Genomic DNA, 13560 nt, shown 5'->3' with positions numbered 1-13560 from the left:
TAATCCGTTAACAACTAACTCTTTAGCTAGTGTGCCATTCGTTAGACCCTGAACTCGTCTATCTACAAAAAAGTTGATAATGAACGTTATTTAGCAAATGCCATGCCAATTTAATAAGTGTTATATATCAGTGACTTAATGGTTTATAGCGTTTATTGTGCGTATAAAAAAACCGCTTGGGACATTTTGTCGCAAGCGGTTCATTGAGTGTTTAGTCAAAATGTACCTATTATTTGTGTGGTATATTTTGTCCCACATTTTTTAGGTCAGCTTCGTCTGACATTGTAGCTTTATTATCGGTCACTGTGTTTTTATACAGTCCTTTTTCTTCACCCGCAATTTCGTCACTTTCACTGAGTTCTGACTCGGTCTCTTCGGCTTCATTAATAGAGTCATCAACCTCATCAATCAAAGTTTCTTCTTCATTATCAGCGGCTTGTTCAGGTTCGTTTACTGTGTCTTCTTCTGTCTTGTCTTTTACCCAATCGCGAAGAGTTTCTGCAACTCCTTCAGACAGAGACTTCAAATTGCTGTAATCGTCGTCGTAATCATCTAAACCATCACGAACGTTGAACTCTTCTGAGAGGAATAGTTTACGCAATGCCGCTTTTTTTACGCTTTCAGAGGCTTCTGATACCAATAATTGGGCAACAGACAAATCTTCAGTGGCTTCTGGTGCGGGATCTTGAACGTCAGCAACATGAACATCTTCATTGGTTTCTGAAGCTTCACTCTCTAAAGACTGAGGCGCTGCTGCTTCCAGTGTTTGCTCTACTTCCAAAGGTTCGTCAGTGGATTCATCAAGCTTTCGTTGAGACCAACGGCTAAAGAAGTTAGTTGCCATTTGATCTTCCCGCGCCTTTGCGTTTCTTACGTCTTGTTTCTAATAACTCGCCATGACGACCGATGAACGCTTCCATCCAAGCTTGTACTGGTAATGGAATGTCGTAGGAAAGTACTTGGTTGTCACCGTCCATGTATTGCCCTGCAACGGTTTGTGAGGCAGTAAGTAACTGAATGACGGGCTTAACATCAGAATCGACATTATCCATTACTAAGAAAAGCTTAGGTTGCTGAGAGCTTAGGTTGAATCGATAGTCTGTACGTTCATCTTTATGTAATTGAAGTAAACAAACGTCTGGGGCGTCATCTTCTGGTGACAATTCAAACCCCTTCAATTCCCATTGAGTGGTTACCCAGATACCTGTTTTGATCTCTTTCTCTATTCTTTGGACACCTATTGGCCAAGCTGCTTCTGTTTTTTCGTATTGTTCTTTGAATTCTTTTATCTCAGACATACTTCACCCAATTGATTTTCTTTGGCCTGAATGTGCTTAGGACATTTTGTACTTAGCTCAATCCTATAAGCGCTATAAAGCAATAAACACGCCAATACAGGTTAACTTCAATAGCGCATCTACGATGTTCGTCATCAAGTTGTCACTTAACGTTAGTCGATACTGGTTATTTCAGACAACTCCACTCGGTGAACTCCCATATTTTGCGCTATTTTAATCAAATGCTTCATGTTTTCCTGAATACCCGTTATTTTGGAATAAGATTTGCTTTAAGCATGAGTTAAAGAATCGATGAACAAGATCGGCGTTAGACCCTCTTGTTAACTTCTTATCTCTTTAAATCGCTATCTCATTAAGTAGGACGTGACTGTGGTAAAACCAAACATAATAAAAACTAGTGAAAACCCACTTCAAACAATCGAAGTTGAAGTGTTTGATGAATATGGTGAGAAGCTAACCAAACAGATCGCTTGTGAACGCCCTCTTACCGTCATGTTGAACTGGAAAGAGATCGTAACTCTGATGACGCTCGGCTCGCGTCCTGAATCTTTAGTCTTGGGTTATTTGAAGAACCAAAGCTTCCTTTCTGACCCTGAAGCAGTTGAATCTATCATCATCGATTGGGAAACCAGCTCTGCAGCGGTCATTACCAATGAAGATACGAGCCAGCTTGAGCAAGCGCTTAAGAAGAAGACGGTGACCTCTGGCTGTGGTCAGGGCACCATGTTTGGTAACGTGATGAAGCAGTTGGAAGATTACCAAGTGCCTCAGACCAAAATTAAGCAATCTGAAATTTACACGGCTTTAGAAGCACTGACTCATTACAACGACACGTACAAGAAAGCTGGCGCGGTACATGGTTGCGCTGTTTGCAAAGACGACAAGGTTCTATCGTTTGTTGAAGATGTTGGCCGTCACAATGCAGTAGATACGTTGGCTGGTGAGATGTGGCTTAACAAAGAGTCTGGTGAAGATAAGATTTTTTACACTACTGGCCGCCTGACTTCTGAAATGGTCATCAAAGTGGCGCAGATGGGTATTCCTGTTCTGTTATCACGTTCAGGCGTAACGCAAATGGGTTTAGACTTGGCTCAGCAATTTGGTATCACGACCATTGCTCGCGCTAAAGGCCTGCGTTTCCAAGTGTTCACTGGCGCAGAGAAGATTGAATTTGATGTGAAAGGTGAATAATCAGCAGTCGGAAAAAAGCGTAGGTTCGATTGGAGATTCACTAACCGCTTCTAATTGTAAAGTTCTGATGTAAAGAGTTAGTGACCCTTCAAGGATAGATACATAGAAACTTAGCTAGATACAAGATACAAAAACGCCGTCATGCTTTTCAGTATGACGGCGTTTTTAATTTTTAATTTTCGGTTTATAGCTTATGCCTGAATTTCCAACGCATTGAGTTGAAAACTAAGGCTAACTTAAAGCTTAGCCGCGTGCTTTCAAGAACTCAGCGTAAGTACCGCGGAAATCGTTGATCTTGCCATCTTTGATTTCAAGGATACGAGTTGCAAGCGAGTCTACGAACACACGGTCGTGAGATACGAAGAACAATGTGCCTTTGTAGTTCTCAAGAGCCAAGTTAAGCGCTTCGATAGATTCCATATCCATGTGGTTCGTTGGTTCATCCATAAGCAGGATGTTTGGCTTGTGCATCATGATCTTACCAAGAAGCATACGACCTTGTTCACCACCAGAGATAACCTTTACAGATTTCTTAATGTCGTCTTGACCAAACAACATACGACCTAGGAAACCACGAACAACCTGCTCGTCTTCGCCTTCTTGGCGCCATTGGCTCATCCAATCAAACAAGTTCATGTCTGTTTCGAAATCGTGTGCGTGATCTTGAGCGTAGTAACCGATGTTAGAGTTTTCAGACCACTTGTACTCACCAGTGCGTGGCTCAAGAGCGCCAGCTAGTGTGTTAAGTAGCGTTGTTTTACCCACACCGTTCTCACCGATGATAGCAACACGCTCACCTACTTCGAAAATACCGTCGAACTTGTTGTATAGGTCTTCTTCAAAACCTTGAGATAGGTTTTCAACCACAAGTGCGTTACGGAATAGCTCTTTAGACTGTTCAAAACGGATGAATGGGTTTTGACGGCTAGATGCTTTAACTTCGTCTAGTTGAATCTTATCGATCTGCTTAGCACGAGACGTTGCTTGCTTCGCTTTAGATGCGTTAGCAGAGAAACGAGATACGAACGTTTGAAGTTCAGCAATTTGTGCTTTCTTCTTAGCGTTGTCAGACAGTAGACGCTCACGAGCTTGAGTCGCAGCTGTCATGTACTCATCGTAGTTACCAGGGAATAGACGAAGTTCGCCGTAATCAAGGTCAGCCATGTGTGTACAAACAGAGTTTAGGAAGTGACGGTCGTGCGAAATGATGATCATTGTGCAGTTACGTTGGTTTAGCGTATCTTCCAACCACTTGATGGTGTCCATGTCCAGGTTGTTCGTTGGTTCGTCAAGAAGCATGATATGCGGGTCTGCAAACAGTACTTGAGACAATAGAACACGAAGTTTCCAACCTGGTGCTACTTCGCTCATTAGACCGAAGTGCATAGATTCTTCAATACCTACCGCAAGAAGAAGCTCACCCGCTTTCGCTTCTGCCATGTAACCGTCCATTTCAGCGAACTGAACTTCAAGATCAGCTACCTTCATGCCGTCTTCTTCGCTCATTTCAGGCAAAGAGTAAATGCGGTCACGCTCTTGCTTAATAGCCCAAAGCTCTTTGTGACCCATGATAACCGTGTCGATTACCGTGAATTCTTCGTAAGCAAATTGGTCTTGGTTTAGTTTAGCTACGCGCTCGTTTGGATCGTAGCTTACGTTACCAGCACTTGGCTCAAGTTCACCAGATAGGATCTTCATGAACGTCGATTTACCACAGCCATTCGCGCCGATTAAACCGTAGCGGTTGCCTTCGCCGAACTTAACTGAAATATTTTCGAAAAGTGGCTTAGCGCCGAATTGTTGGGTGATATTTGCTGTGGAGATCAATGCCGTTACCTTTTTAATGTGAAAAACGCCGCAACGTTACTTGTTCGGGGCTTTAACTGCAAGTCTTGATTGCAATTACCCGCTATTAAGTGAGTGATAACCCAACCAAATCATAGTTTGAGCTGACTCACACTTTTGATTTTCTATTTATCGACGAAAAGCCGCTGATTTTCAGGGAAAACAAAATATCAAACGGCGCCCTAAAATGGGAGAGATATAACGTCCCAAATCATGCCGACCATTGAATATATCGTATGCTGATCAGTTACAGTAAAACCAACCCGATCAAAGCAGGCACAGACATAGCCAAGATGCTCAAATACTAGCCTAATCCCTGACAATTTCATGACAAAATCGATCGAAACAGGAATAAAGTACTCGCCCCCGATACGGGGTTGGATTTCACAAAGTAAGATTATCTAACTATAGTAATCCTAACCTCATAATTCTAAGAGACTTTTATGCGTTCACTATCGCGCTTCTTACTCCTCACTTTAGCCATTCTCTCATGGCCTAGTCATGCCAACTTGGAATATGACTTACAATCTCAGCCGCAGGTATCCGATTCTGCTGTTGACCTCGATGCTCGAATTGATTCGTTACCCGATCCCCTCTTTATGGAGTCGTCGGACCGACGCCAAGTCAATATCTTGTTAGCTGAAGTTCTGCGAGTTCAAAAGCAGGAAATCAAAATCTTCGAGCAACAGATAAAAGCTTATAGAGATAACAACGACGTCGTTCAATGGTTTGAGGTTCAAACCAGTTACGTCACTTTGAATAGCTTAAACGTCAGTAAACAACATCTTCTGGAACAGACGAACTCTGCGAACAAAGAGCGCCTAACCGGTTTTGGCCCTTATGGTGTTACCCAGTTTAAGCAAGAATGGGAATTAACTAAGCTCAATATTGAGTATCTTGCATACTTCCAAATCCGAAGCTTCAAGGCGTTAGTTAACGATATCTTTATTTCGCCCGTGCCTGTGATTGGTGCGTCGTTAAAAGTGTTGTTCATCTATTTCGGTTTAGTGTGGTGGCTTGCTAACAGCACTCGCTTAATTGAGTTGTTTCGAATTAACTTTCTTGAAGCGAAAACGAACCCTCCTCTTCTGGTTCGTGTCATTTGGTACATCAGCCGCGCTGAAAGTGCGATTGCTTGGCTAATTGCCATCACATTGTCATTGAGAGTGCTTTCTAGTATCCCTAGTCTGCAACATTTGATTTTCCTGGAGATCTTCACGTGGTGGATTCTAGGTGGTTCGATTGCCATCAGCTTTATTTTGGAATTTGCCTACCGTTTGGGTCGTACATCCAATCAAGAAGTGATCGCGCTGCGCCTATCGACTATCCGCCGTTACGTGTGGAGCTTCATCGTGGCGGGTGTGATTCTGCAAATATCAAGTATTACGCTAGGCAAAGGCACGATTTATAGTTGGATATATAGTGCTCTGTTTTTCTGGTTTGTATTGGTTACGGTTTCAGTACTCCGATTATGGAGAGCGAAGGTCTTCGATACACTTCAACACATCTCTGATCGTCCGGTTTGGGTGAATTGGGCAGTAAACCGTAAGGATACGTTGTTACTTAATATATTGGCGACAGCCATTGGTATCGTGTGGCTGAGCGTTTACAACTTCCAACACCGAATTATGGCCCTTCTGTCTAACTACACGCTGTTTAGCCAAGCTTTGGCGTATCTGTTTAGAATCGAAGTGGCTAAGCAGTCAGATCTCGATAAGAATCAGCAAAACTTGGTTCGAATCAAAGGCGATCAAACCTATGAATACATTCTGCCAGGTAATATAGACAGTACGTTAATTGACTATGCCGGTGACGAGGTTAAGCAACTGTCTCGCTACTTGATGTCAGACAGCCCGGCTATCTGTATTGTTTCAGGTGAGCGTGGTGTGGGCGCGACAACGCTGCTTTATACCTTGCTGCACAAAGTATCTAACGCTGAGCCCGTATATGTAAGCTGCCCTTACGCGGGTTACCAAGAGCTCTTAGCGCATTTAGCCGTGAGCATTGGCTTGGAAGAAGAAGCAACTGAAATTCAAATATTAGCGCACCTTCGTAAGAGCAATACCACTTACCTTATCGCGATAGATAACGCTCAACGACTGGTGAAACCAATGGTTGGCGGTCTGTCTGATTTGATTCGTTTGACCAACCTTCTGCGTCGTTCTAAAAAGAACCACCGTGTCGTGATATCGATCGCCAAATCAAGTTGGCGATTTGTGGATAGAGCGCGTGGTGAGCGTCTGCTGTTTGATTTGGTGTGCTTCCTTCCGCGTTGGACAGAGAAACAAGTGGGTGAACTTCTAAATAGCCGTATCAATACGGAGCTTGAGAAGCCGCTGTCTTTTGATGGCTTAGTGGTCCCTAAGCAATGGGACCAAGATGATATGAGTGAAGAAGAACGTGCACGCCAAGGTTTCTATCGAATTTTGTGGCACTACTCTGATGGCAACCCTACCGTTGCGCTGCGTTTCTTCCGACTCTCTTTGAACCGAAATAAAGAGACAGATCAAGCGGTAGTACGTTTATTCCATGTCCCTGAAGCGCAGGAACTAGAGAATATGCCGAAACCTATGTTGGCTGTACTTCGTTCTATCGTGCAACTGGAAATCGCTTCGCCGGAAGTGTTGTCTGAATGTACACAGCTGAGCACGGCAGAGATAACGGGGATTCTGCGTTACTTTGAAAGCCGTGGTTATATTGGTTGGCATGAAGAAAAGGCTCGAATTTCCGAGCACTGGTTCCGCCACATTACTAACGTTCTTGATCGTCAACATCTACTGGTGAAGTAAAATGAAGAAGTTATTTATCCTACTATTTGTTGGCTTGGCAAGTGCTGTCAGTTTCCCGACCTTTGCGACGGAAGAGTTAGCCAACGTAGAAAACATCTCTAAGATAGCGAGCTTGGTGCGATGGAGCGGCGTGTTCTTCTCCATGATCGTTATTGCCGCAATGTGGTTGTTGCTTAAGTTCATCAATTCGTTAGTGACCAGTTTTGGTAGTCAGTTCGTGCAATATCGAATGCTGCTACAAAAACTGCAATCGTTTACTCAGTTCTTTATCTACGTGAGCACCGGTCTTATCGTGTTCATGATGAGCTTTAGAATCAACGACCAAATCTTAGCTTTGATTGGTGGTACCCTCGCCGTGTCGGTCGGCTTTGCGCTTAAAGACTTGGCAGCATCGTTTATCGCCGGCATCACTGTGATGATTGACAGACCCTTTCAGGTTGGTGACCGCGTCACGTTCGAAGGCAACTACGGCGACATCATCACCATTGGTTTACGTTCGGTACGAATGAGAACCCTGAACGATGACATCATTACTATTCCGAACAACAAGTTCTTAAATGAAGTGACCACCAGTGGTAACTATGGCGCATTGGACATGCAGGTGGTGATTCCGTTTTACGTCGGTATGGATGAAGACATCACCCTAGCCCGCGACCTGATTCAAGAAGCGGCGTCTTCTAGTCGTTATATCCACTTGCCGAAACCTGTAACGGTTTTGGTTAAACAGACGATTACCGATAACTACCTAGCGATACAGCTAACCTGTAAGGCTTATGTTGTGGATACTGCGTATGAGAAGCTATTTGAAACCGACATTACCTTGCGTGTGATGAAAGAGTTTAAGAAGCACAACATCAACCCACCGAAGATTTCAGTGGCAGCGCATTAGGCTTGATGCTTTTGATGTTTGTTTCTTATAGCAAATGACTAGCCATAAATAAAAACACCTCCGAACTTATAGCAAGTGCGGAGGTGTTTTTTTATGAGCTTTTTATCTTCAAGCTAATAGTCCTATTGAGGCTAAACCTTAAAGTATTTCAATTGCTCAGTAAGGTGTTCTGTAGTGTTCGCCATTTTCTGACTGTCTTCTGCGAGCGATTGTGAGGCCTGCAGTACTTCATTTGCAGCGAGATGAATCCCAGTGACACTTTCACTCATTTCAGTTGCTACCGTGCTTTGCTGCTCTGAGGCTGCGGCGATCTGTGCGACCATGTCGTTAGCGTTATGCAGTTCATTCACAATCACATCGAGTTGCTGGCGAGTTTCGTTAGACGCGTTAACGCTGTGATCAACTTTCTCGTTGCTGCTTTGCATTGCCTTAAAGGTGCGTTCTGCTTGTTGAGTCAGTTTCTCAATCGTGGATTGCACTTCGTTGGTTGAATTCTGAGTGCGGCTAGCAAGGTTACGGACTTCATCAGCAACAACCGCAAATCCTCTTCCTTGCTCTCCTGCACGCGCCGCTTCGATTGCTGCGTTGAGCGCTAACAAGTTCGTTTGTTCTGATACATCACGAATCACTCCAACAACTTGGCTTATTTCAGTCACGCCTGATTGCAGATCTCTGACTAAGTTGTTCGCGGTCGAAATGTTCTCTGAAACCTGAGATATAGTCTCAGACGTTACCTGCATGTTTTGGTCATTCTGGTTTGCGTGGTCGACAACCTTATTGGTGCTAGCGGCTGTATTTTCGGCATTCACAGCGACATCAGAAATGGTCGCGCTCATCTCTGTCATTGCAGTCGATAATAATTCAAGCTGTGCATGTTGTGAGTTAACACTGGTTGCTGCTTCTTCACTGGCTTGAGCAATGTGGCTCGCCATGTTGCTGGACAAATCCGCCGATTCATTGGCTGTGCGAAGCGTGCTTTGCAGTTTGTCGAGCATGGTATCAATTTGCTGACTCATATCGCCCAGTTCATCTTTGCGTGTCATGCTCATGCGTACACGAAGATCGCCATCGGCAATTTTGTGAGTGTTGTCGATAAGCTTGTTAAGTGGCACAAGGATATTGTTAGAAATCGCGTAGCCCATAGCAAATAACAGGCCTGATAATACAACCGCGACCAGTCCCTCTTTGAGCGCTAATGCATAGAAAGCGTCTTGAATATCCGCAACTAAGATTCCCGAGCCAACAATCCAATTCCACTCAGGGAATAGCTGTACATATGAGATCTTGTCTTTGAGTTCACCTTGCGGGCTCATCCATTGATAATCAAGAAACCCTTTCTCCTCTGGGGTACGTGAAATGGTGACCATCTCACGCCAGTGGTGTTTACCTGCACCATCTTTAAAGTTACCTGCGTTCTTGCCATTGAGTTCAGGTTTTAATGGATGGATAACAACGTTGAGTTGTTGGTTTAAGATCCAGAAATAATTGGTGGTGTCGTAACGAAGCGTTTCAATTGCTTGCAGTGCTTGTTTCTTTGCTGCTTCTTCACCGAGCACGTTACGTTGGCTGTAATAGTAGCTCGCTAAGCTGACCGCGGTTTCGACTTGGGCACTGAGTTTATCTTGGCGCTCTTGCATTGAGCTTTCACGTTGTTGCATTAGGTTGAAAGATGACGCCATTACCAATAGAACAACCGATAAAATGACGATGGAGATAAGTTTTGATTTAATAGATAGATTACTTAATTTCATAGCTGACTGACTTTATTATATTTTTTGATTATGAATTTGGGGTCAATGTATCAAAAATCCTTACAGTTCAGATGATATGCATCAAGATCAAAAGATATACACTGTGTTACATATTAAAAAAGAGGTACTCGTCAAACAGGCAGAGGTTGAGATTTAGTTGGCGATAGTTTAGTAGTGCGGGATTTTCGTGCTTGGGCTGAAACGTTCATGTAACAGCCCAAACGCAGTAGAAATATTATCGGGTGATAATATGGTTGGATTCGATTCGAGGTTAAAGCTAAAAAGTTATAGGTTAGACACCAACAACTGTGGCGTCGCTTTTTGCTGAAGGTAGATACTAAAGCGGCTTCCCTTGCCTACTTCTGATTCGACACGTATCTCGCCACCCGTTTGGCTCAAGATACTTTGAGATACTGATAAGCCTAAGCCTGTACCGTCACGTTTGGTGGTGTAGAAAGGTGAAAAGATGCGTTTCAATTGTTCTTCTTTGATACCACACCCTTCATCTTCAACATGAACGATTGCACCATGAGACACGCCATTCTCCACCCAGTCTTCACTTGAGATAGTCAATGTGCCCTGTCCGTCCATGGCATGAATCGCGTTCATCTGTAGGTTAACCAAAATCTGCAAAAGTTGGTTTCGGTTAACTTCCACAGACGTTTTAGCATGCAGTTGTGATACGTAGACAATGCCTTTCTTTTTCGCGCCTGTTTTTACGAGCGTAATACTTTCATCCACGATTGGATTAATGTGTTGCCAAGTGATCTCATCTTGTACACCGCCATGACGGCTATACTGAAGCAGGCTTCGTGTGATATTTCGGATTCGGTCAATCTGTTCCATGATCGCGTGGACTTCTTCATCTACACGAGCGACTTCGTCACCGAGTTCAAACTTCATTAATTCGACATTGCCAAGAATCACCGCTGTCGGATTATTAATCTCATGGGCAATGCCCGCGGTTAATTCGCCTAGCGCGGCTAACTTTTCGTTGACCACCAGCTTGTCTCGAGCTTGGTTTAATAGTTTGATATGTAGTTCGAGTTCTTCGGTTTTCTCTTTCAAGCTAGCAGTACGAGAATGAACCTTACATTCGAGTTCTGAAGCGGCTTGTTGGATCTCTTGATTACGTTCGTGCAGCAAATCCAACATCTTATCGAATTGTTTAGCGAGCAAAGTCAGCTCGTGTTGATCGTTCAAACCAAGAGTACCAATTCGCTTGTCTTGCCCCATCTGCACTAGCTTGACGACTTTATGGATGCGTTCAATAGGATTAAAAAGATCACGCGCACCACGGTGAACGATCAAACCAGAAGCCAGTAACAACAACACAATCGTAAGGCTGATTTCACCAAGGTTGGTTAAGTACGTTTCCACCAATGGCCAAATCAGATAACCGGTATAGAGCATGCCGATGACGTTATCGAATTGGTCATGAATCGGTTGATACGCAGTGATGTACCAAGCGTCGTAAACATACGCTCTATCTAGCCACTCTTTGCCTTCATTCAATACTCTAGAATGAACCTCGTGAGAAACACGAGTACCAATTGCGCGCCCTGCACTTTCTTCGCTGCTCAACGGTACATTAGTGCTGACACGTAGGTCATCAAGGAACACAGTGACGGTACCAATGCGGCGATTAAAGCCCTCGCGTTGCGGATAAATGAGATTGCTGATCTGATCAACTAACTGTGTGCTGTTATTAAGGAGGATCCCGCCATCAAGAAAACCAATTACATGATCATTCTTGTCACGAATCGACACAACGGTGCGGCTAACTAAACCTCGAGTTTCAACATTTTGACTATTGAGCATTGGGACTTCGGCTTGCCTGGCAAGGTTTTGGTCTAAATCGTTGAGTTCGTTTTGGCTCAATACACTAAAGAACGATTCTTTGTGTGTCAGGTTGAGGTATTCAAGCTTTTTCTCCATGCTCTCGACGCTACGCCAGCGTAGAAAATCGAGTTCATAGCGAGATTTGTTTTCTGAAACCCAACGTGTGAGCTCTTCTTTCGAAATATCACTCGTGAGTTTGATTCGGAAGTTGTAAGACTCAGCAAATGCTTGAACGTTATAGGCCTGTTGGTTCTGAATTAAATGGATACTGTTGTCGGCAACATCCAAACGCTCATCGACATCAATCAGAGCACCCTGCCACGTGTAATGTACTGACCAATACAGTGTTATAGCGACAAGCGCACACAAAGTAAGAATGATGGGAGCGGATGTTAGAAATAGCAGGCGATAACGCACCATGGTTTTGAACCGGAACGCCCACTTTGTCCACCAATGACGTCTAATCGGCATATTCAGAGCCTTCTGTGTTCCATTCTTTGTACTTACGCTCTAGTGTTTTACGCGCCACACCGAGATCTCTCGCTGCTGCAGATTTATTGCCATCATGAAAACTCACCAGTTGTTCTATGTGAGATTTCTCGACTTCTTTGAGTGTCCAAGTGTTCGGGTAACCCTCAGCTGCGTCTACATTATTCAAGTTTGGTATTTCCGCCCCATGTGACACCGTCACTGAAATGCTGGTTGGGGCTGGATCACCATTCACTTCTCGCCAATAGTGTGCTGGTGGCTTGTCTAAAAGAATGCATCTTTCGACTAAGTTCTTAAGTTCGCGGATATTGCCCGGCCATTCGTATTCATTCATTGCCAAGATATCTTCATGTGCCCAGTTTGGAACCGGCATACCCAGTTCACTAGATAAAAGACGAGTGAAGTATGGAACAAGCTCTATCAGATCAGACGGTCGTTCTCTCAATGGCACAACATCAATCTTAAGTACATTGAGTCGGTAGAACAGATCGCGACGGAAGTGGCCTTTATCGACCTCTTCTTGAAGGTTTCGGTTTGTTGCTGCGACGACACGTACATCGACAGCGATCTCTTTCTCACTGCCAACTGGACGAATAGTACGTTGCTCTAACACACGTAACAGCGCTGCTTGCATTGGCAGTGGCATTTCACCTATTTCATCTAGGAACAAGGTGCCGCCACTTGCGACTCGGAAAAGGCCTTCACGGTTTTTCTTCGCACCGGTAAATGCGCCTGATGTATGTCCAAACAGTTCACTTTCTAGAAGTTCTGGAGCAATCGCACCACAGTTGATTGGCACAAATGGACCTGTGCGTTTACTGGCTTCATGTACACCTCGCGCAACCAACTCTTTACCTGTACCCGACTCACCTTCTATCAAAACGGAAGCTCGAGACGGAGCAAATTGACTGATCAGCAATTTAAGCTGTTTGGTCTTGTCTGAATTGCCGATCAGTTCGGTCTTGATATGACGACTAACATCACGCTTCAACGCGTACTGCATTCTTTGGTCGAGTCGCTTATCCATACAACGTAGTACAGCTTGTATCATTTGTTCTAAATTGAAAGGTTTAAGAATGAAGTCTGAAGCGCCAAGCTTAAGCGCGGATATGGTCATCTCTAGATCAGCATAGCCAGTCATGAAAATAACATCAGCACGTTTGTCGTTGTTGTTAAAAGCCTCTTCCCACTCAATGCCGGAGCGTCCTGGCAGGTTGATATCAAGAACAATGAGATCAAAATGTTCGCTTGAACGCAGTATTTCAGCTTCTTCAACGGATCCTGCACTCGATACCTTGCCAAAGAACTTACCCAGAGCCTTCTTTAGAATAGCCTGCATCCCTACTTCATCGTCCACGACCAAGACGGAAAACGCTTGATATTGAGTCAATGTGTTTGGGTTGAGGTTCGATGCAGGTGAACTAGGTAAAGACATAATGATTAACCGATGGGGAAAGTTGGGACAG

The 13560-nt window shown here is 44.1% G+C and carries 9 protein-coding genes; 3 read left to right on the top strand and 6 right to left on the bottom strand.

The annotated features are described in order from the left end of the window. Window positions 1–229: 229 nt before the first annotated feature. Window positions 230–844 (bottom strand): DUF3306 domain-containing protein, encoded by a 615-nt coding sequence (locus ACED59_RS12065; RefSeq protein WP_017097851.1) that lies wholly within the window; start codon window positions 842–844, stop codon window positions 230–232. Continuing rightward, on the bottom strand, window positions 834–1298 hold the full coding sequence (locus ACED59_RS12060; RefSeq protein ID WP_009846734.1) for a DUF3305 domain-containing protein: 465 nt from the start codon (window positions 1296–1298) through the stop codon (window positions 834–836). The genes ACED59_RS12065 and ACED59_RS12060 overlap by 11 nt, the downstream gene beginning before the upstream one ends. 369 nt (window positions 1299–1667) lie before the next feature. Between ACED59_RS12060 and fdhD the strand changes: the two genes are divergently transcribed. Further along, the gene (gene fdhD / locus ACED59_RS12055) at window positions 1668–2489 is read left to right on the top strand and encodes a formate dehydrogenase accessory sulfurtransferase FdhD (protein WP_009846735.1); all 822 of its coding nucleotides are present in this window, start codon (window positions 1668–1670) and stop codon (window positions 2487–2489) included. Window positions 2490–2732: 243 nt separating this feature from the next. Here the strand turns inward: fdhD and ACED59_RS12050 are convergent, their stop codons facing one another. Then, complete coding sequence (locus ACED59_RS12050; RefSeq protein ID WP_009846736.1) at window positions 2733–4316, bottom strand: ABC-F family ATPase; 1584 nt, start codon at window positions 4314–4316, stop codon at window positions 2733–2735. A 461-nt stretch (window positions 4317–4777) separates the two neighbouring features. Between ACED59_RS12050 and ACED59_RS12045 the strand changes: the two genes are divergently transcribed. Together ACED59_RS12045 and ACED59_RS12040 are read left to right on the top strand one after the other, a co-directional pair. Beyond that, window positions 4778–7123, top strand: coding sequence for an ATP-binding protein (locus ACED59_RS12045; protein WP_017097850.1), 2346 nt, complete (start codon window positions 4778–4780; stop codon window positions 7121–7123). Between the two features lies 1 nt (window position 7124). Then, window positions 7125–8012: a mechanosensitive ion channel family protein gene (locus tag ACED59_RS12040; RefSeq protein ID WP_017063876.1), complete on the top strand. Its 888-nt coding sequence runs from the start codon at window positions 7125–7127 to the stop codon at window positions 8010–8012. A gap of 131 nt (window positions 8013–8143) precedes the next feature. Here ACED59_RS12040 and ACED59_RS12035 read toward each other — a convergent pair whose 3' ends face one another. From ACED59_RS12035 to ACED59_RS12025, 3 genes are all read right to left on the bottom strand, one after another. Then, complete coding sequence (locus ACED59_RS12035; RefSeq protein WP_017097849.1) at window positions 8144–9763, bottom strand: methyl-accepting chemotaxis protein; 1620 nt, start codon at window positions 9761–9763, stop codon at window positions 8144–8146. Window positions 9764–10048: 285 nt separating this feature from the next. After that, on the bottom strand, window positions 10049–12076 hold the full coding sequence (locus tag ACED59_RS12030) for a cache domain-containing protein (RefSeq protein WP_371704780.1): 2028 nt from the start codon (window positions 12074–12076) through the stop codon (window positions 10049–10051). Further along, window positions 12066–13529: a sigma-54 dependent transcriptional regulator gene (locus tag ACED59_RS12025; RefSeq protein WP_032499808.1), complete on the bottom strand. Its 1464-nt coding sequence runs from the start codon at window positions 13527–13529 to the stop codon at window positions 12066–12068. Before ACED59_RS12025 ends, ACED59_RS12030 begins: the two co-directional genes overlap by 11 nt. Window positions 13530–13560: the final 31 nt, after the last annotated feature.

The organism is Vibrio sp. FF266 (genome assembly GCF_041439695.1).
Taxonomy (GTDB): Bacteria; Pseudomonadota; Gammaproteobacteria; order Enterobacterales; family Vibrionaceae; genus Vibrio; species Vibrio tasmaniensis_A.
Note: the sequence above shows the minus strand (reverse complement) of the source record. Positions and strands in the feature narration are given on the sequence as shown.

Coding starts and splice junctions, on each gene's coding strand:
- ACED59_RS12025 (WP_032499808.1), bottom strand. CDS start 13,529: ATGTCTTTACCTAGTTCACCTGCATCGAACCTCAACCCAAACACATTG.
- ACED59_RS12045 (WP_017097850.1), top strand. CDS start 4,778: ATGCGTTCACTATCGCGCTTCTTACTCCTCACTTTAGCCATTCTCTCA.
- ACED59_RS12030 (WP_371704780.1), bottom strand. CDS start 12,076: ATGCCGATTAGACGTCATTGGTGGACAAAGTGGGCGTTCCGGTTCAAA.
- ACED59_RS12040 (WP_017063876.1), top strand. CDS start 7,125: ATGAAGAAGTTATTTATCCTACTATTTGTTGGCTTGGCAAGTGCTGTC.
- ACED59_RS12065 (WP_017097851.1), bottom strand. CDS start 844: ATGGCAACTAACTTCTTTAGCCGTTGGTCTCAACGAAAGCTTGATGAA.
- ACED59_RS12060 (WP_009846734.1), bottom strand. CDS start 1,298: ATGTCTGAGATAAAAGAATTCAAAGAACAATACGAAAAAACAGAAGCA.
- ACED59_RS12035 (WP_017097849.1), bottom strand. CDS start 9,763: ATGAAATTAAGTAATCTATCTATTAAATCAAAACTTATCTCCATCGTC.